The following is a 17639-nucleotide window of genomic DNA, read 5'->3' on the forward strand; positions in this document are numbered from 1 at the left end:
CTATGAGCGCTCGCTCACGCCTGCGCTGGCGAAGGTCGCCATCTCGCGCAGGAACGCAACGGCCGACACGACCACCGGATACGCCAGTACCGCACCGCTGCCCTCGCCCAGGCGCAACGACAGCGACAGCAGCGGCCGCGCATCAAGCACCTCCAGCAACGCGCGATGCCCGCGCTCGTCCGACACATGCCCGAATACGCAATAGCGCAACACGTCGGGCGCCACGTGCGCCGCCACCAGCACAGCGGCCGTGGCGATAAACCCGTCGACGAGGATGACCATGCGCCGCTGCGCTGCCTCAAGCACCGCCCCCGTCATCGCCGCAACCTCGAAGCCGCCGAAGCACGCGAGCACGTCCAGCGGCTCGCGTACGTCGGCATGCTTGGCCATCGCAGCTTCCAGCACGGCACGCTTGTGGGCCAGGCCATCATCGTCGAGGCCCGTGCCGCGGCCAACGCACTGCGCGACCGGCAGAGCGCATAACCGCGCCATCAGGCACGCGGCGGATGCCGTATTGGCGATGCCCATTTCGCCCAGCGCGATCACGTTGGTACCGAGTGCTGCATGGTGTGCCACGCGCTGCGCGCCGAGTGCCATGGCACGGTCGCGCTCGTCGGCGGTCATGGCGGCTTGACGACCATTCTCGTCGGCAAAGTTGCGCGTGCCGGGGCCGATGGGCGCATCGACCAAGCCCGGCGTATCTGCCGCCCACAACGGTGCAGCGACACCAGCGTTCACCACCTCCAGCGCAAACCCATGCTGGCGGCAGAACACATTGACGGCGGCACCGCCCGCGATGAAGTTGAGCACCATCTGCGCGGTCACGGCTTGAGGGTATGCGCTCACGCCGGCGTGGGCGATGCCGTGGTCTGCGGCAAACACCACCATGGCGGGGCGCGTCAGCTGCGGCGTGTCGGTGTTCTGGATCAGGCCGATCTGCACGGCCAGCGATTCAAGCCGGCCCAGTGCGCCGAGCGGCTTGGTCTTGCTGTCGACAGCGGCCTGCAGGCGCGCGCGCAGCGCATCATCAAATGGCGGAATATGCATTGGGTTCATCACAGTTCGACTCCCGGCTGCGCCTGGATGCCTTGGGAAAACGCATGCTTGACGAGCGTCATGTCGGTCACGGTATCCGCAGCCTCGATCAGTTCGGGCGGCGCACCGCGCCCGGTAATCACCACGTGCTGCGCTGGCGGGCGCGCACGCAAATCGGCAAGCACGGTCTGCACGTCAAGGTAGTGATACTTGAGCGCGATGTTCAGTTCATCCAGCAGCACCAGGCCAACGGTCGGATCGCTCAGCAGCTCGCGTGCGCAGGCCCACGCAGCTTGCGCCTTTTCAATGTCGCGCGTGCGGTCCTGCGTCTCCCACGTGTAGCCCTCGCCCATCACGTGGAAGCTGCATTGTTCGGGAAAGCGCCGCAGGAAACGCTCTTCGCCGGTCGGGATCGCGCCCTTGATGAACTGCACCACGCCGACCTGCATGTCGTGCCCCATGGCGCGGATCACCATGCCAAAGCCGGAGCTGGATTTCCCCTTGCCGTTACCGGTGTTGACGAGCAGCACGCCGCGCACGTCGGTGGCGGCGGCAATCTTGGCGTCCACCACAGCCTTCTTGCGCTGCATGCGTGAGCGGTGGCGCTCGTTCAGACCATCGTTGTTGTCTTCAGTCATCATCGGGGTCATCAGGAATCAGGGCCGTGCGGCGGCCGTCGGCCACCTCGGCAATGGGAGTGCGCAGCACGCGCGCGCAGTGCTCGGGCGTGAGCACATCGGCCGCGATGCCGGCAGTGGTCTGCCCTTCGCCGTCCATCAACAGCGCGTGCGTAGCGAAGCGGCGCGCGAGGTTCAAGTCATGCACCGTCAGTACGACCAGCCAGCCGTGCATGCGGCAGCCCTCGCGCAGCAGGCGGAGCACGGCGATCTGCTGATGCAAATCGAGGTGCGCGACGGGCTCATCAAGCAGCAGCACGCGCGCCTCCTGCGCCACCACGGCAGCCATCGCCACGCGCTGGCGTTCACCGCCGGAAAGCGTGCGCACATCGCGTTGCGCCAGCGACTGCAACTGCAGCGCAGACACCGCTGCATCCACGGCGCGTGCATCGGCGTCGCCCTCCCACTCCCAGCGCGCGAGATGCGGGTGGCGGCCGGTCATCACGGCGTCGTACACGCTGATGGGGAACGTGTCATGCAAGGTCTGCGGCAGAAACGCGCGCCGACGCGCCATCGCCAGCGCCGGCCAATCGGCAAGCGGTACACCGTCGAGCGTAACGCTGCCGCCGTCCGGCGAACGCAGGCCCGCCAGCACGGAGAGCCATGTCGACTTGCCCGCGCCGTTCGGTCCGACCACGCACCAGAGTTGGCCGGCGGTGGCCGTCATCGACAACCGCTCGATCAACACGCGCCCATCGGTAGCCACTCGCAGATCGTGCAGCGCGAGTTCGGGCGCTGCGTCCAAGTGCGCAAATGCATCCGATACGGAGGCCCGACGTGCAGGGCGCAACCAGCTCATCGCGCGCTCCGCATCAGCAGGTACAGAAACGTCGGCACGCCCAGCATGGTGGTGATCACGCCCACGGGCAGTTGCGTTGGGGCGATCAGCGTTCGGGCGATCAGGTCGGCCAGCATCAGCAGCCCGCCGCCGGCCATCGCCGTGGCCGGCAAGTGGATGCGCACGTCGCGTGTCCACGCCAGGCGTACCATGTGCGGCACCAGCAGGCCGACAAAGGCGACCGAGCCCGCAATGGTCACTGCCACCGCCGTACACAGCGAAGCCACCACGTAGATCAGCGCACGTACGCGCGCCACCGGCACACCTAGCGCACGGGCGCGGGTTTCGCCGCTCAGCAGCACGTTCAGGTCGCGCGCATGCGGCAACACCACGGCCACCGCCACCACGAGCGCCATCAATGCGCCCGCGTAACGATCGGCGCCACCCAGGTCGCCGACCATCCAGAAAATCATGCCGCGCAGTTTGTTCTCGGGCGCGACGGTCAAGATGAGCGTGATCAGGCCGACCCAGCCGGAGGCCATCACCACGCCGCCGAGCAGCAAGCGCGCATTGGCCTCGCCGGGTTCACCGCGCCACAGGTGCTGACGCGCCAACGCCGCCACCAGCGCCATCGACAGCAATGCTCCGGCGCCGGCGCTCGTCTGCACCGCCCACCACGGCAGCGAGAACAACATCGCCGTGAGCGCCGACACGGCCCCGCCGCCGGACACACCCAGCACATACGGATCGGCCAGCGGATTGCGCAGCAGCATCTGCATGAGCGCCCCGGCAAAGGCCAGCAGCCCGCCGGCAGCAAATGCAGCGCCCGCACGCGGCAGGCGCAATTCGGTGACGATGCCTGCTGCCAGGCTATCGCCACCACCCATCAGAGCCCGCCAGACTTCAGCGGGCGACAGCTTGACACTGCCGAGCATCAACGACGCCACCAGCACCACCACGCACGCGAGCGCCAGCAGCAACCACAGTCGCCAGGCAAAAACGCGTGCGGGCAGCGCAGATGTTGTCATCGCTTCGGTTCGTGCTGTTGCCACGACAGCGTGAAGAACACCCCACGCGACGCCGTGTTGTACGGATAGATCAACTGGTAGTTCTTGTTCGTCACGTTCTCGACGCGTGCCGACACTGCCCAGTCAGGCGTGATCTGGTAGCGGCCGATCAAGTTCAGCAGACCATAGCCGCCAAGCGTCTTGGTCGAATCCTGACGGTCACCCGCCGCATTCCACTCCACGCCCGCCGAGAACGGACCGAAGGTCTTGTACGCCGAGACGCTGCCGAAGTGCCGTGCCCGGCGCGACAGCAACTGGTCGGCCGACAAATCCTGCGGGTTCTGCATGGTAAAGCTGGCACGCAGATCCACGCCATAGATCGAACCCCTGTACGACGTCTCCAGCCCGTTCACGCGCGCGCGGTTGACGTTCGCCGCGGAGCAGTTGAAGTCCGCGTCACATACGGCAGTAATCAGGTTGCTGTAATCGGTCTCGAACGCCGTTACGCGCACCAGGCCGATCGCACTGCTGTATTCCACGCCGCCTTCCACCGAGCGCGCCTTCTCGGGCTGCAGGTTCGGGTTGCCGAAGAACGGGTAGTACAGCTCGTTGAAGCTCGGCGCGCGAAACGCATTGCTCACGCTCGCCACCGCTTTCCATTGCGGGTTGAACGCGAAGCCGTAACCGGCGTAGTAACTGTTGGCGCCACCGAAGTCGGAGTAGCGGTCGCGCCGGACGTTCAACTGCAACTGGTGCGGGCCGAACTTGCCTTCGTAACCGATGTAGGCCGAATCGACGTTGCGCGTGGGCACGTTGTAGGCATCGCTGTCGATGCTGGTTTGCAAATGCTCCAGGCCGACCTTGAGCAACTGATTCGGCATGAAAGCCCAATCGTTCTGCCAGCTCGCCGTCTGATTGCGCGTGTTGAAGCGCGCCGGCACCTGCAGCACGCCGTTCGTGTAATTCAAGCTGCGGTCATCGCCCTGCGACAGCGTCACGCGCGTCTTCCAGTCCTGCGTCACCTTGCCGTCCACGTAGGCCGACATCGAGCGCACCACGTTGTGCGCAACGTTGATATCCGTCGGCTTGCCGAAGGCGTTGTCGTAGCTGACATCGCCCCAGGTCTGGAAGTACGTCAGGCCCGCTTGCCAGTCTGCGGAGAAGCGATGCGACAACTGCGCCGACACGCTCTTGTTCGTGTACGGGTTGTCGTTCGGGTTGGCCTTGGGCGCCTGCAGCGGGTTGATCGTCGAGAAGCCGTTGGTCTTGAACTCCGACACCGACACCGCGAACGACGTGTCGCCGTTCTCGCCCAGCGAGCCGCTGATACCCGCCTGCGCGCGCTTGGTGTTGCGTGCGCCGTATTCGATTTCCGCGTTGGCCAAAGGCGCATGCCCCTTGCCATTGCGCGTGAAGATCTGCACCACGCCGCCGATCGCATCCGAGCCGTACAGCGCGGACACGTTGCCGCGCACGACCTCGATGTGATCGATCTGATCAGACATCAACTGCCCGATCTGCGCACCGCCCGAGGTGCCGGAAGCCACGCGCACACCGTCAATCAGAACCAGCGTCTGATTGGAACCGGCACCGCGCATGAAGAGGCTGGCGTTGGTGCCAGGACCACCGTTCTGCGCGATTTCGACGCCGGCCTCGCGGCGCAGCAGCGTCACGGCGTCCGGCGCCTGCGAGCGCTCGATATCGGCGCGGCTGATCACGGTCGTGTGCGGCAGTGCATCCGACAGGGGCTGCTCGCTGCGCGAGGCCGTCACCACCGTCGGGTTCAGTTCGCCCGCAGGCGTGTTGGCTGCCTGTGTATTGCTTTGTGCCCAGGCCGGCGCAACCGCACCTGCCATGACCCCCGTTAGTGCGCTGGCAAGCGCGCGCATGGCCGTCCGGGGCATCCGGAGTGGCCGCTTTGTAGTCAAGCTCATGTTGAAAAGACAAGAAGCGTCAGCCGGACCCGTTCCCCCGCGGGTCGCTGGCAGCAGGATCTCGATGCGGTTCCCTCACATCGGCTTAGAACCGGTTCGCGATCCGTAGCGAGCGGTCCGAGGCTGGCCCGAGAAACACAGCCGCACATGGGTACGGCGAGTATCACAGGGCCAAGATCGGGCCGCGCGGCAGGATCGTGAACTGATTCGCAGAGATCCACCGTCCTGGCCGGTATCCGGGCTGGCGAAGCGGCCTGTCCGCCTTCCCATTCCCAAAGGAACAGTGGCGTATGGACAGACCGCGCGGCGCCCATCTTCTTCTTGGCGAGATGGCGGGCACACGCGGCGTTCGCTTACCGTTGCGGGGGCAGCGCAGGTTGGCGCGTCGCTTGGGGCGCGCGCTCCCTGCTTCCCGTTTAACTGCAGATGGTGCTGCGGGCACCAGGACGCCGCGAAGTTTAACGGAAAAGGCGCGCCAAACCCGCCGCATTCGCGGTAAAAACACACCCCCTGCCCGTTGTGCCCCGTGCGTCGCCCCCTGCCGCCGCATATTGCGCATCCGTATGGAGGACAGGCGCGACGCGCATGATCGGCTAAAATCCCCCCCACTCGATTCTGATTGACACCCAATGCTGAACGAACTCGAACAACTTGCCGGCAAGATCGCGCGCGTGCTGCGTCACGCCGATGCGCTAGCCGCCGAGAACCAGCGCCTGCGCGCCGAAGTCGAGCGGCTTCAGGCGGAAGCCGAGGCCTCCAAGACCGAGCGCGACGCGATGGTAGCCGATCGCAGCGTGCTCAATGCCAAGATCGAAGAAGCGCAACTGCGCATCCAATCGATTCTCGACAAGCTGCCCACGGCCACCGACGCGCGCCAGCTTGACCTCCTCGGCCAGGCCGCCGGCGCCGATGAAACAACGGCCGCCCCCGCCCCGCATTCGGAGACCTAAGCATGAGCAGCAAGCAGATTGAAGTCAACATCGCCGGGCAGCCCTACAAGTTTGCCGTCTCAGTCGATAACGAAGCCGCCCTGCGTGAAGCCGCAGCCATGGTCGACAACCAGATGACGCGCATCAAGAACGGCTCGAACACCAAGGGCATCGAGCGCGTCGCCGTGATGGCCGCCATCAGCATCGCGTCGGATTTGCTGTCGATGCAACGCCAGGCCGCATCCGATTCCGCCCTGCCGATCGACACGATTCGCGCCAAACTGGCCGACCTGAATGCCCGCACTGACGAGGCGCTGCGCCAGTACGGCGAAGTCATTTAGCGAAGGTCAAAACGTGTTTGTAACCGGATCGCATCCGGGCTTGGGTTCGGATGCGAACGGGTGTATAGTGTCACCCAATGGCTTCCGTCATCTCCCGCAAACCCTTACAACATAAGGCTTTAGCGGCTGTAGGGTAGAGAAAAACAGTTGCCTGCGATGAATCTCTCAGACGCATCGCCATGCGCTCAAAACACCGCGTGATGATACGTCTGACAGTTTCCCTGCCTGGTTCGCCATGGCCATTAATTCCTTGAACCGATAAGCATTGCTTGGTGCGGGATATGCCGTGTGGGCGAGCGCGTCTTCCAGCGCATAGCGTGCGACGCAAGTCGTGGGCTCCCTGCGCCGGTGATGTACCCAAAATGCGGCTTCCGCTGCCACTCTGAACCTCACTTGGGTTCAGGATGCGGGTCTAGCGGCCAAGGTGGGGACCCAACAAAAGGCGGTAGTGCACATGTGCGCTACCGCCTTTTTCTTTGCCATCTGCAACGCGCCCGCCGTTGCCGCGTCGCCAATGGCAAGGCCGCGGCCGTGTTGCTATGCTGCACACACCGTCACTTCCGCACGTCGCGCACCATGGCCGCCCAATACTGGTTGATGAAGTCCGAGCCCGACGAGGCCAGCATCGACACGCTGCAGACCGAAGGCACCTTGCCCTGGACCGGCGTCCGCAACTATCAGGCGCGCAACTTCATGCGCGACCGCATGCGCATCGGCGACGGCGTGCTGTTCTACCACTCGTCCTGTCCGCAGCCTGGCATCGCGGGGCTGGCCGAAGTCTGCTCGACCAGCTACCCAGATCCCACGCAGTTCGACGCCAAGAGCCATTACCACGACCCCGCATCGAAACCGGAAGCGCCGCGCTGGATGCTCGTCGACGTAAGGTTCGTGCGCAAATGCGCGCTGATCGATCTGCCGACGCTACGTGCGCAGGAACCCCTCGCCGACATGACGGTGCTGCAACGCGGCAACCGCCTGTCGATCACGCCAGTTACGCCAGCCCAGTGGCGTTACATCACCACCCAATTGATGCGCGATCCTGGGTGAATGGCGGGCATCGGCAGGGAATTGTTACAAACGTGATGAACGATGCGCGTATCAGCCAGTCAGACGCATCACATTGTTTTTTTGGGAGAACACAATGAAATCTGTCCTGGCCGCAACCATTCTGGGGACTGCGATGATGACGACTGCCTTCGCACAAGCCGCTCCTGAGACGAATCATTCTGGCGTGCTGTCGCTGGATGCGCAGGCCGTGGCCGAAGTACCGACCGACACCGTCACGCTCACGTTGAGCGCCGAGCAGGAAGGGGCGGACCCGGGCGCGATCTCCACGGCACTGTCGCGCAAGGCCGATGAGGTGATCAACCAGGCGAAGCGCACGTCCGGCGTGCAAGCGGAAACGGGCGGCTTCAATATCTATCCGAACACCGACCGCAACGGCAAGATCAGCGTCTGGCGCGGCCGTGCGGAAGTGCGCATCACGTCGAAGGATTTTGCTGCGGCATCCAAGCTGGCGGGCCAACTGGCCAACCAGATGCAGGTGCAGAACGTGAACTTCACGCTCTCGCGCGAGGCACGGACGGCGGCGGAAGCCAAGCTGATCGATCAGGCCGTGAATTCGTTCCGTGACAAGGCACTGACGACCACCAAGCTGTTCGGCTACACGAGCTACACGATCCGCGACGTGCATGTGAGCGAGGGCAGCAACAACCCGGGCCCCCGCCCGATGATGCGCATGGCGGCAGCGCCGGCGTCGTACGATTCGGCGCCAGTGCCCATCGAGGGCGGCAAGGCACAGGTGACGGTGACCGTTTCCGGCGCCGTGCAGATGTTGAAGTAAGCCGCGACGCGCTCCATGAAAAAAGCCACCGAAGTTCGGTGGCTTTTTCTTTGTGCGGTAGCAGCGTCAGGCATGCGCCCGATTTTTCGCACCGTTGCCCGCACGACGATAGGACCAGACCAGCATTGCGATGCCGATCAGGATCATCGGCAGCGACAGCCACTGCCCCATCGACAGGTTCGCCGCCAGCAGGCCGAGGAAGTTGTCCGGCTCGCGTGCAAATTCCGCAGCGAAGCGGAACACGCCGTAGCCGAGCAGGAATGCGCCCGACACCGCGCCCATCGGCCGCGGCTTGCGCGCATACAGCCACAGCAGGATGAAGAACAGCACGCCCTCACCGAGGAACTGGTAGAGCTGGGAGGGATGGCGCGGCAGCATGTGGTACTGGTCGAACAGGGCCTGCACACCGCTGGTGACCGCCTCTTGCGCGTGCGAGAGCAGCCACTCCCGGTCTTCGCCCTGCGCCTGCGGGAACATCATCGCCCACGGCAGATTGGGCGACGATACGCGACCCCACAGCTCGCCGTTGATGAAGTTGCCGAGGCGGCCCGCTGCGAGCCCGCACGGCACCATCGGCGCGATGAAGTCGGTCACCTGCATCCAGGATCGACCGCGCATGCGCGCGTACAACATCATCGCCACGACCACGCCGAGGAAGCCGCCGTGGAACGCCATGCCACCTTCCCAAACCTTGAAGATGTCGAACGGGTGGGCGAAGTACCACTCGGGCTTGTAGAACAGCACGTAGCCCAGGCGCCCGCCGAGAATGACGCCCAGCACGCCGTAGAACAGCATGTCGTCAAGGTCGCGGCTGCTCCAGCCTTCGGCGGCGATGTGCGGCTGGCGCGTACGCAGCCGGCCGAACCACAGGAACATGATGAACGCCGCCAGATACATCAGGCCGTACCAGCGGATGGCGAGCGGCCCCAGATGCAGGGCGACGGGGTCAAATTGCGGATGGATGAGCATGAATCCTGTGGGTTTCAGGTTTGGTTGTCTTCTTGCAGTTCGGCGACGGCTTCAGCACTGGTCAGGAACCACGGCAGCACCGGCGAAGCTGCATCGCGCCGCCACACCAGCCCGGTCTCGATGAACGGGCTTGGCGCGGCAAGTTCGAGATAGACCACGCCGGTCCGCTGCAGGTTGCATAGCGATGCCGGCACCAGCGCGACCCCCATCTCGGCGGAGACAAGGCTGACGATGGTCTGCATCTGGATGGCTTCCTGGCCGATGCGCGTGGCAGCCCCAGGTTCTCCCGGCCGGCCACCGTGCGCGGCATGATAGCCGGTAATGATGTCATACAGCGCAGGCGCGGACCGACGCGGGAAGATGATGAGCGATTCGGCCGCGGCGTCCGCCAGCGCAATCGGCTGGCCCGGCGCCACGCCCCATTGCGCGGCACGCGACGCGGGCACCGCCAGCACGAGGCGCTCGCGCACCAGCGGGCGGTATTCCAGTTCACCCGGCACCGAGCCCGCGTGATGCGCGATCACGACGCCGGCGTCCACGTCACCGGCCAGGAGCGCTTCGATCTGCACATCGCTGGTGGCCTCGCGCAGCAGCAGCTGCACGTCAGGCCGCGCATCGCGAAAGTGCCGCAGCAAGTCAGGCAGGATGCCGTAATCAGCGGTGCTGACGAAAGATAGCGATAGCGAGCCGACCTCTCCGCGCGCCAGCCGCTGCGCCAGCGCAGGCAAGGCATTCGCCTCCGCCAGCACACGCCGCACCTCGACCAGCCAGCGCGCACCGACGGGCGTCAGCGCCACGGAGCGCTGCGTGCGGTGGAACAGCGTGACGCCCAGTTCATCCTCCAGCGCGCGAATCTGCTGCGACAGCGGTGGCTGCGTCATCGAAAGCCGCTCGGCGGCCCGCCCGAAATGCAATTCCTCGGCAACGGTCACGAAGTAGCGGAGCTGGCGCAAATCCATATCGGCGATTGATATTTTTTTCGACTCAATAATCGCTTAATAATATATTTGACGCGTCATTTCTTCAAGCGCATGCTGAGCGCCAGGCTGTTGACTACAACGATAGTGCCGACCCCACGGAGACCCCCATGCCAGACAACAAGCGTTCGCAGCACATCACCCAGGGTGTGGCCCGCTCGCCCAATCGTTCGATGTACTACGCGCTGGGCTACACGAAAGACGATTTCAACAATCCGATGATCGGCGTGGCCAACGGCCATTCGACCATCACGCCGTGCAACTCGGGCCTGCAGAAGCTGGCCGATGCCGCCGTGGCTGCGGTAAAGGACGCCCGCGCGAATCCGCAGATCTTCGGCACGCCCACCATCTCCGACGGCATGTCGATGGGCACGGAGGGCATGAAGTTCTCGCTGATCTCGCGCGAGGTGATTGCCGACTGCATCGAGACGTGCGTCAACGGTCAATGGATGGATGGTGTCGTCGTCATCGGCGGCTGCGACAAGAACATGCCGGGCGGCATGATCGCCCTGGCGCGCACCAATGTGCCGGGCATCTATGTGTATGGCGGCACGATCAAGCCGGGCCACTGGAAGGGCAAGGATCTGACCATCGTGTCGTCGTTCGAGGCCGTGGGCGAATTCACCGCGGGCCGCATGAGCGAGGAAGACTTCGACGGCATCGAGAAGAACGCCTGTCCGTCGAGCGGTTCGTGCGGCGGCATGTACACGGCCAACACGATGAGTTCTTCGTTTGAAGCGCTGGGCATGTCGCTGCTGTATTCATCGACGATGGCCAATCCCGATCAGGAGAAGGTCGACAGCGCCGCCGAATCCGCCCGCGTGCTGGTCGAGGCCGTGCGCCGCGACCTGAAGCCGCGCGACATCATCACGCGCAAGTCGATCGAAAACGCCGTGGCCCTCATCATGGCGACCGGCGGCTCGACCAACGCCGTGCTGCACTACCTGGCCATCGCACACGCGGCGGAAGTGGAATGGACCATCGACGACTTCGAGCGGGTGCGCCAACGCGTGCCCGTCATCTGCAACCTCAAGCCGTCGGGCCAGTACGTGGCCACTGACCTGCACGAGGCCGGCGGCATCCCGCAGGTGATGAAGCTGCTGCTCAACGCCGGCCTGCTGCATGGGGATTGCATCACCATCACCGGCAAGACGCTGGCTGAAGAACTCGCCCACGTGCCCGACCAGCCGCGCGCCGATCAGAACGTAATCCTGCCGATCGACAAGGCGCTCTATAAGGAAGGCCACCTCGCCATCCTGAAAGGCAATCTGGCCGAAGAAGGCGCCGTGGCGAAAATCACCGGCCTGAAAAATCCGGTCATCACCGGCCCCGCGCGCGTGTTCGACGACGAGCAGAGCGCGATGGCCGCGATCCTGAGCGACCAGATCAAGGCCGGCGACATTCTCGTACTGCGCTATCTGGGGCCGAAGGGAGGCCCGGGCATGCCGGAGATGCTGGCCCCGACGTCAGCCATCATCGGCAAGGGCCTGGGCGAGTCGGTCGGCTTTATTACGGACGGACGCTTCTCGGGTGGCACGTGGGGCATGGTGGTCGGCCACGTCGCGCCGGAAGCGTACGTGGGCGGCACGATCGGCCTGGTGCACGAAGGCGATTCGATCACCATCGATGCGCATCAGCGCCTGTTGCAATTGAACGTGCCCGACGATGAACTCGCCCGGCGGCGCGCCGGGTGGAAGCAACCCGCGCCGCGCTATACGCGTGGCGTGCTGGCAAAGTTTGCGAAACTGGCGGCACCGGCCAGCAAGGGCGCAGTGACGGACTGAGTTGGGGCGACACCAACGAAAAAACCCGCCAGACGGCGGGTTTCTCTTTGGGCGCTCAGCGCTGCGGCGGCTTCTGCTGCGCAGCGAACGCATCGTCCAGCGCCGCACCCAGCCAATCCATCAGGCGAGCCTCCAGCGTGCGGGTCAGCTCCGCGGCGAGCTGTTCGCTCAGCAGCGACAGGCGCGATTCCATGGCTGCGCGGCATTGCGCTTCGATGAGCGCCGGCCATTCCGACTGAAAACGCCACATCACGTCGCCCATCACGCGGGCGGCATCGGTGCCTGCGGGCGGCATGGCCGAAGTGGGCGCCAGGCCTTGCTCGCGCAGGGCGGGCGGAAGGTCTACGCTGGGGGTTTCAACAGGCTCAGGCAGCGTCGCGGCGGGCGCTGCCGTCGGTGCGGCGTCCTCCAGTTCGACAATCTCCGTCAGAACAGGGATGTTGTTGTCCGCGTGGGACCCGGGATAGCGTCTGTCGGTCATGCGCCCCCCACGTCGTGGTGTTGAATCGGGTAACCGCGATCGCGGTAGAAGCGGAAGCGATCGCGCGCAGCGGCGCGATCGGCATCGTCATCGCCAACGATCTCGATCAACCGGGTAAAGCGCGCGAACAGCGCCGGCGGTTCAGGCGCCAGGTTGACCAGGATGTCGTGATGCGGCGCGTCGTCCAGGGGCTCGGCTGCGTCGGCCAGGAGGATGGGCGTCTGCGCGGCCAGCGGATGCCGCAGGCCGCAGTGCGGCAGGAAATCGAGCTGGCTGAACGTCCACAACTGCGTGTCGAACGCTTGCAGCGCAGCTTGATCCCCGACCACGATCACTTTCTGGCCCGCGCCATAGGCCTTGCGCACGAGCCGGCAGGCATACGCCAGCTTGCCGGGCACGTTGCTGTGGAAATCGACGCGGGTCATACGGTGCATTGCCTCTACGTGATCAACCGCGGTCCATCAGGAAGCGCGTCAGCAGCGGCACGGGGCGGCCCGTGGCGCCCTTGGCTGCGCCGCTCTTCCACGCGGTGCCGGCGATGTCCAGGTGGGCCCAGTCGTACTTTTCCGTAAAGCGCGCCAGGAAGCAGGCTGCCGTCACGCTGCCGGCCGGACGGCCGCCGATGTTGCCCATGTCGGCAAAGTTGGACTTGAGCTGCTCCTGGTATTCCTCGTCCAACGGCATACGCCACGCGGTATCGAGCGATTGCTTGCCGGCCGCCACCAGCGCGCCCGCCAGTGCATCGCTGCGGGCGTACATGCCGGTGTTGATGTGACCGAGCGCGATGATGCAGGCGCCCGTGAGCGTTGCCACGTCGATCACCACCGCCGGCTTGAAGCGCTCCACATAGGTGAGCGCATCGCACAGGATCAGGCGGCCTTCGGCGTCGGTATTCAGGATTTCGATGGTCTGGCCCGACATGCTGGTCACCACATCGCCCGGCTTGGTGGCAACGCCGCTGGGCATGTTCTCGCAGGTGGGCACCACGGCGATGACGTTCTGCTTGAGACCCATTTCGGCCACAGCACGCAGCGTGCCCAGTACCGAAGCGGCGCCGCACATGTCGTACTTCATCTCGTCCATGCCCTCGCCCGGCTTGAGCGAGATGCCACCCGTATCAAACGTGATGCCCTTGCCGACCAGCACCACAGGAGCCTGTTTGGCCGGGCCGCCCTCGTAACGCAACACGATGAATGCCGGCGGCTCCACGCTGCCCTTGGTCACGGCCAGGAATGCGCCCATCTTCAGGGCTTCGATCTGCTTACGGCCGAGCACTTCAACCTTGAGCTTGAAATCCTTGGCGATCTGGCGCGCGGTGTTGGCCAGGTACGTCGGCGTGCAGATGTTGGACGGCAGGTTGCCCAGGTCACGCGTGAGGTCCATGCCGTTGGCGATGGCGGTGCCGCGCGTAGCGGCTACGGTGGCGGCCTTGGCGTCAGCCGCCGGTACGGCCAGCACGACCTTGCGCAGACCGGTGCTGTTCTTGTCGCGCTTGCTCTTGAGTTCCGGATGGCGCTCGATGAAGCGGTAGCTGGCTTCACGGATGAGCGTGACCGCCGTCAGCACGGCCCAGGCGGTGTCTTTTTCGCGCGCGGTGTGCTCGGTGAGCGCCCACGTCACGCTGGCGGCCTTGGTGCTGGCCAGCGCGCGCAGTGCGGTGCGCACGGCTTCGGCGTAGGCGCGATCGGTGAAGTCGGCCTCCTTGCCCAGTCCGACCAGCAGCACGCGGGCGGCGCCCACTCCGGACACTTCGTGCAGCAGCAGCGACGTGCCGCGCTTGCCTTCAAAGTCGCCCAGCTTGACGAGGCGGGCGACTAGGCCCTTCGTGGCCACGTCCAGCGCCTTTGCGGCGCCGGCCAAGGTCTGCGACTCGAACAGACCGATCACGAGGCAATCGCTCTTGGCGGCCAGGGCGCCCGCTTTGGCCCAGTCCAGGGCTTTTGTGCTAAATTCCATCGCGCTTCTCTCTATGAGGCGAGTCAACGAAAGCCCACATTATCCGCCATTTTGCGCGGGGGCTCCGATGGAACTTGGAACCTATTCACGATCCGCAGCGAGCGGCCCGAGGTTGGCGTGAGAAGCGCAGCCGTACACGGGTACGGCGAGCATCGCAGAGCCAAGATCGGGCCGCGCAGTAGGATCGTGAACAGGTGCTTACGGCGATCCTGACCTCGCCCCCCCTTCCCGCATCCGCATGATTTTTGAACAAGCCCTGCGACGCGAGCTGTCCTTCACCGCCGGCGCCGTCTTCCTCGTGCTGCTGACGTTCATGCTGACCACCCTGGTGATCCGCATTCTCGGCATGGCCGCCAACGGCGAGGCCAACCCGAATGACGTCCTGCTCCTCATCGGCCTGGCAACGCTGGGCTACCTGGCGATTCTGCTGTGCGCCACGCTCTTCATTTCGGTGTTGCTGGTGCTGACGCGCTGGTACAAGGATTCGGAAATGGTGGTGTGGTTCACCTCGGGCATCAGCCTGACGGATTTCATCCGCCCGGTGCTGCGTTTCTCGCTGCCGTTCATCGTGCTGGTGGCGCTGCTGGCGCTGTTCGGCTGGCCGTGGGCCAACCAGCAGAGTGCGCTGTTCCGCGACCGCTTCGAGCAGCGCGATGTGCTGTCGATGATCTCCGCCGGCCGCTTCATCGAGCCCGCGCACGGCAACTACGTGCTCTTCATCGAGGGCGTCGATAACGGCATGAAGCACGCCCGCAACCTGTTCGTCGCCAATGCCGAGCAGGACAAGATCGGCGTGGCGATGGCCAAGACCGGCGAGTTCAGGACGAACCCCAACGGCGACCGCTTTGTCGTGCTCGACAAGGGCCGCCGCTATGAAGGCACGCCCGGCAAGCTCGACTACCGCATCGTCGAATTCGACAAATACGGCGTGAAGGTCGCCAACAAGCCGCCGCAGGCAGACGCCAACCTGCCGACCAAGAGCCGTTCCACGCGGGATCTGCTCGCTAACCCGACGCCCGAGAACCTGGGTGAACTGGTCTGGCGGATCGGCCTGCCGCTGCTGGCGCTGAACTTCGTGCTGATCGCCATCCCGCTGGCCTACGTCAACCCGCGCCTCGGCCGCTACACACCGATGATCTTCGCGGTGCTGATCTACCTGACGTATTCGAACCTGCTCAACCTGTCGCAGGCGTGGGTCTCGCAGGGCAAGATGAACGTGTTTATGGCCTGGTGGCCGATCCACCTGGTCGCCTTCATCTGTGCGGTGCTGCTGTTCCGCTTCCGGCACTACAGCGCGGCCGGCCTGAAAGGGATTTCCGCCCTGCTCGGCTTCGCACCCAAGAAGGCGGGTGCGTGATGAAAATGCCGGTCTACGAGAAATACTTCGCGCGCCAGATCTACGGCGTGTTCGTGTTCATCCTGTTTGCGGTGCTGGCGCTGTTCATTTTCTTCGACATGCTGGGCGAGCTGGGCTCGGTGGTCGGACGCTACACCACGCTCGTCGCGTTCTTCCACGTGATGCTGCAGGCGCCGACGCGTGTGTACGAAGTGATTCCGGTGGCGGCGCTCATCAGCGCCATCTATGTGTTCTCGCAGATGGCGAGCCAGTCGGAGTTCACGATCTTTCGCGTGGCCGGGCTCGATACGCGGCGTGCGCTGATGTCGCTGTTCAAGATTGCGCTGCCGCTGGCACTTGTCACGTACATCTTCGGTGAATTCATCGGACCGAAAGCGGAAGAGTACGCACAGAAGGTGCGACTGGAAGCGCTGGGTGCGACGGTGTCGGCGGGCTTCCGCTCCGGTGTGTGGGTCAAGGATCGCGGCCCCGCCAAGCCGGACGGCACGGGCGGCGAGGTTACCCGCTTCGTCAACGTGGGCGCGCTGCAGGCGGATCAGTCCATCAAGGGCCTGCGCATCTACGAATTCGATTCGGATTACCGCCTGAGTTCGATCCGCGTGGCGGAGCAGGCGCGCTACCAGGGTCACCAGAACTGGCAACTGAACGGCGTAACGGAGACGCGCTTCATTGAATTCCCGCGCAAGCCGGGCACGGTGACCCCGCAGGACACCGTACAGGCCGTACCCGGCGCGCCGGATGCGCTGGCGCCAGACTTCCGCGGCGAGCAGACCAAGTTGGCGCAGCAGGAGATGCGCTCCGAACTCACGCCGCAGATCCTGTCGGTGCTGATGGTCACACCCGACCGCATGGCTACGCTGGACCTCTTCCAGTACATCCGCCACCTGCGCGACAACAAACAGGACACGCAGCGCTACGAGATCGCGCTGTGGAAAAAGGTGGTCTATCCGTTCACCGTGCTGGTGATGATGGCGCTGGCCCTGCCTTTTGCGTATCTGCATGCGCGCGCGGGCGCGGTCGGCCTGAAGGTGTTTGGCGGCATCATGCTGGGGTTGTCGTTCCAACTGGTGAACAACCTCTTCTCGCACGTCGGCCTGCTGAACACGTGGCCGGCCATCTTCACGGCCATCGTGCCGGGCGCGCTGTATCTGGCACTTGCGCTGGTCAGCCTGCGCTGGGTGGAGCGCCACTGATGGCCGCCCGCGCGCTTGTCCTGTTTGCGCACGGCGCACGCGATGCCCGCTGGCGCGAACCGTTCGACCGCCTGCGCGAGCGTTTGGCCGCGCAGCAGCCCGACGTGGACACCCGCCTCGCCTTTCTCGAACTGATGGCGCCCGATCTGCCGGGCACCATCGATGACTTGGCCGCAAACGGCACGCAGAGCGTCACCATCGTGCCGGTATTCTTCGGCCAGGGCGGCCACTTGCGGCGCGATCTGCCTGCGCTGGTTGCGCAATGCGCGCAGGCCCACCCCACCCTCTCCATCCGCTGCGCCGACGCCGTTGGCGAAGACGACGCCGTGCTCGACGCCATCGCGGGTTACTGCGTCCGCCAACTCGGCTAAGCCAGAC

General features: G+C 64.9%; 18 protein-coding genes, 1 other RNA gene and 1 riboswitch. Of the genes, 9 read left to right on the plus strand and 10 right to left on the minus strand.

Annotation, left to right across the window (positions count from 1 at the left end):
- Genes cobT through R2N16_RS14650 form a run of 5 tightly spaced genes read right to left on the minus strand, consistent with a single transcriptional unit; the run spans window position 1 to window position 5401 of the window.
- On the minus strand, window positions 1–1056 hold the full coding sequence (gene cobT / locus R2N16_RS14630) for a nicotinate-nucleotide--dimethylbenzimidazole phosphoribosyltransferase (RefSeq protein ID WP_316666468.1): 1056 nt from the start codon (window positions 1054–1056) through the stop codon (window positions 1–3).
- Window positions 1056–1676, minus strand: coding sequence for a cob(I)yrinic acid a,c-diamide adenosyltransferase (cobO, locus tag R2N16_RS14635; RefSeq protein WP_316666592.1), 621 nt, complete (start codon window positions 1674–1676; stop codon window positions 1056–1058). The genes cobT and cobO overlap by 1 nt, the downstream gene beginning before the upstream one ends.
- Entirely contained in the window at window positions 1666–2511 is an 846-nt protein-coding gene (locus R2N16_RS14640) for an ABC transporter ATP-binding protein (RefSeq protein WP_316666469.1), read from the minus strand. Before R2N16_RS14640 ends, cobO begins: the two co-directional genes overlap by 11 nt.
- Complete coding sequence (locus tag R2N16_RS14645; RefSeq protein ID WP_316666470.1) at window positions 2508–3518, minus strand: FecCD family ABC transporter permease; 1011 nt, start codon at window positions 3516–3518, stop codon at window positions 2508–2510. Before R2N16_RS14645 ends, R2N16_RS14640 begins: the two co-directional genes overlap by 4 nt.
- Window positions 3515–5401 carry a TonB-dependent receptor domain-containing protein gene (locus tag R2N16_RS14650; protein ID WP_316666471.1) on the minus strand — a complete coding sequence of 629 codons (1887 nt, stop codon included), beginning with the start codon at window positions 5399–5401 and terminating at the stop codon, window positions 3515–3517. Before R2N16_RS14650 ends, R2N16_RS14645 begins: the two co-directional genes overlap by 4 nt.
- Window positions 5402–5641: 240 nt before the next feature.
- A riboswitch (cobalamin riboswitch) is annotated at window positions 5642–5892 on the minus strand.
- A 168-nt stretch (window positions 5893–6060) separates the two neighbouring features.
- Here R2N16_RS14650 and R2N16_RS14655 point away from each other — a divergent pair.
- The 5 genes from R2N16_RS14655 (at window position 6061) to R2N16_RS14675 (ending at window position 8544) form a co-directional block, all read left to right on the plus strand.
- A complete protein-coding gene (locus tag R2N16_RS14655; RefSeq protein WP_045202842.1) occupies window positions 6061–6381 on the plus strand; it encodes a hypothetical protein in 321 nt (106 codons plus the stop codon).
- Between the two features lie 2 nt (window positions 6382–6383).
- A complete protein-coding gene (locus R2N16_RS14660; RefSeq protein ID WP_092972874.1) occupies window positions 6384–6701 on the plus strand; it encodes a cell division protein ZapA in 318 nt (105 codons plus the stop codon).
- Window positions 6702–6916: 215 nt separating this feature from the next.
- Window positions 6917–7136: non-coding RNA, 6S RNA (gene ssrS / locus R2N16_RS14665), on the plus strand.
- A 141-nt stretch (window positions 7137–7277) separates the two neighbouring features.
- Window positions 7278–7748 carry an EVE domain-containing protein gene (locus R2N16_RS14670; RefSeq protein WP_316666472.1) on the plus strand — a complete coding sequence of 157 codons (471 nt, stop codon included), beginning with the start codon at window positions 7278–7280 and terminating at the stop codon, window positions 7746–7748.
- Between the two features lie 94 nt (window positions 7749–7842).
- Entirely contained in the window at window positions 7843–8544 is a 702-nt protein-coding gene (locus R2N16_RS14675; RefSeq protein ID WP_316666473.1) for an SIMPL domain-containing protein, read from the plus strand.
- A gap of 66 nt (window positions 8545–8610) precedes the next feature.
- Here R2N16_RS14675 and lgt read toward each other — a convergent pair whose 3' ends face one another.
- A complete protein-coding gene (lgt, locus tag R2N16_RS14680) occupies window positions 8611–9513 on the minus strand; it encodes a prolipoprotein diacylglyceryl transferase (protein WP_316666474.1) in 903 nt (300 codons plus the stop codon).
- 14 nt (window positions 9514–9527) lie between these two features.
- Window positions 9528–10472, minus strand: a complete 945-nt coding sequence (locus tag R2N16_RS14685; protein ID WP_316666475.1) for a LysR family transcriptional regulator — start codon at window positions 10470–10472, stop codon at window positions 9528–9530.
- A gap of 128 nt (window positions 10473–10600) precedes the next feature.
- Here R2N16_RS14685 and ilvD point away from each other — a divergent pair, with 128 nt between their 5' ends.
- Window positions 10601–12274 (plus strand): dihydroxy-acid dehydratase, encoded by a 1674-nt coding sequence (gene ilvD, locus R2N16_RS14690; RefSeq protein WP_316666476.1) that lies wholly within the window; start codon window positions 10601–10603, stop codon window positions 12272–12274.
- Between the two features lie 55 nt (window positions 12275–12329).
- On the opposite strand, the gene R2N16_RS14695 is transcribed toward ilvD, so the two are convergent.
- From R2N16_RS14695 to R2N16_RS14705, 3 genes are read right to left on the minus strand one after another with little or no spacing between them, the layout of a single operon-like run.
- On the minus strand, window positions 12330–12755 hold the full coding sequence (locus R2N16_RS14695; protein WP_316666477.1) for a DUF2486 family protein: 426 nt from the start codon (window positions 12753–12755) through the stop codon (window positions 12330–12332).
- Window positions 12752–13180, minus strand: a complete 429-nt coding sequence (locus R2N16_RS14700) for a DNA polymerase III subunit chi (RefSeq protein ID WP_316666478.1) — start codon at window positions 13178–13180, stop codon at window positions 12752–12754. Before R2N16_RS14700 ends, R2N16_RS14695 begins: the two co-directional genes overlap by 4 nt.
- A 22-nt stretch (window positions 13181–13202) precedes the next feature.
- The gene (locus R2N16_RS14705; protein WP_316666479.1) at window positions 13203–14711 is read right to left on the minus strand and encodes a leucyl aminopeptidase; all 1509 of its coding nucleotides are present in this window, start codon (window positions 14709–14711) and stop codon (window positions 13203–13205) included.
- Window positions 14712–14949: 238 nt separating this feature from the next.
- Here R2N16_RS14705 and lptF point away from each other — a divergent pair, with 238 nt between their 5' ends.
- From lptF to R2N16_RS14720, 3 genes are read left to right on the plus strand one after another with little or no spacing between them, the layout of a single operon-like run.
- Window positions 14950–16068 carry an LPS export ABC transporter permease LptF gene (gene lptF, locus R2N16_RS14710; protein ID WP_316666480.1) on the plus strand — a complete coding sequence of 373 codons (1119 nt, stop codon included), beginning with the start codon at window positions 14950–14952 and terminating at the stop codon, window positions 16066–16068.
- Window positions 16068–17261, plus strand: coding sequence for an LPS export ABC transporter permease LptG (gene lptG, locus R2N16_RS14715; RefSeq protein ID WP_316666481.1), 1194 nt, complete (start codon window positions 16068–16070; stop codon window positions 17259–17261). Before lptF ends, lptG begins: the two co-directional genes overlap by 1 nt.
- The gene (locus R2N16_RS14720; RefSeq protein WP_316666482.1) at window positions 17261–17632 is read left to right on the plus strand and encodes a sirohydrochlorin chelatase; all 372 of its coding nucleotides are present in this window, start codon (window positions 17261–17263) and stop codon (window positions 17630–17632) included. The genes lptG and R2N16_RS14720 overlap by 1 nt, the downstream gene beginning before the upstream one ends.
- Window positions 17633–17639: the final 7 nt, after the last annotated feature.

The sequence above is a fragment of the Ralstonia psammae genome, from assembly GCF_958405935.1.
GTDB lineage: Bacteria > Pseudomonadota > Gammaproteobacteria > Burkholderiales > Burkholderiaceae > Ralstonia > Ralstonia psammae.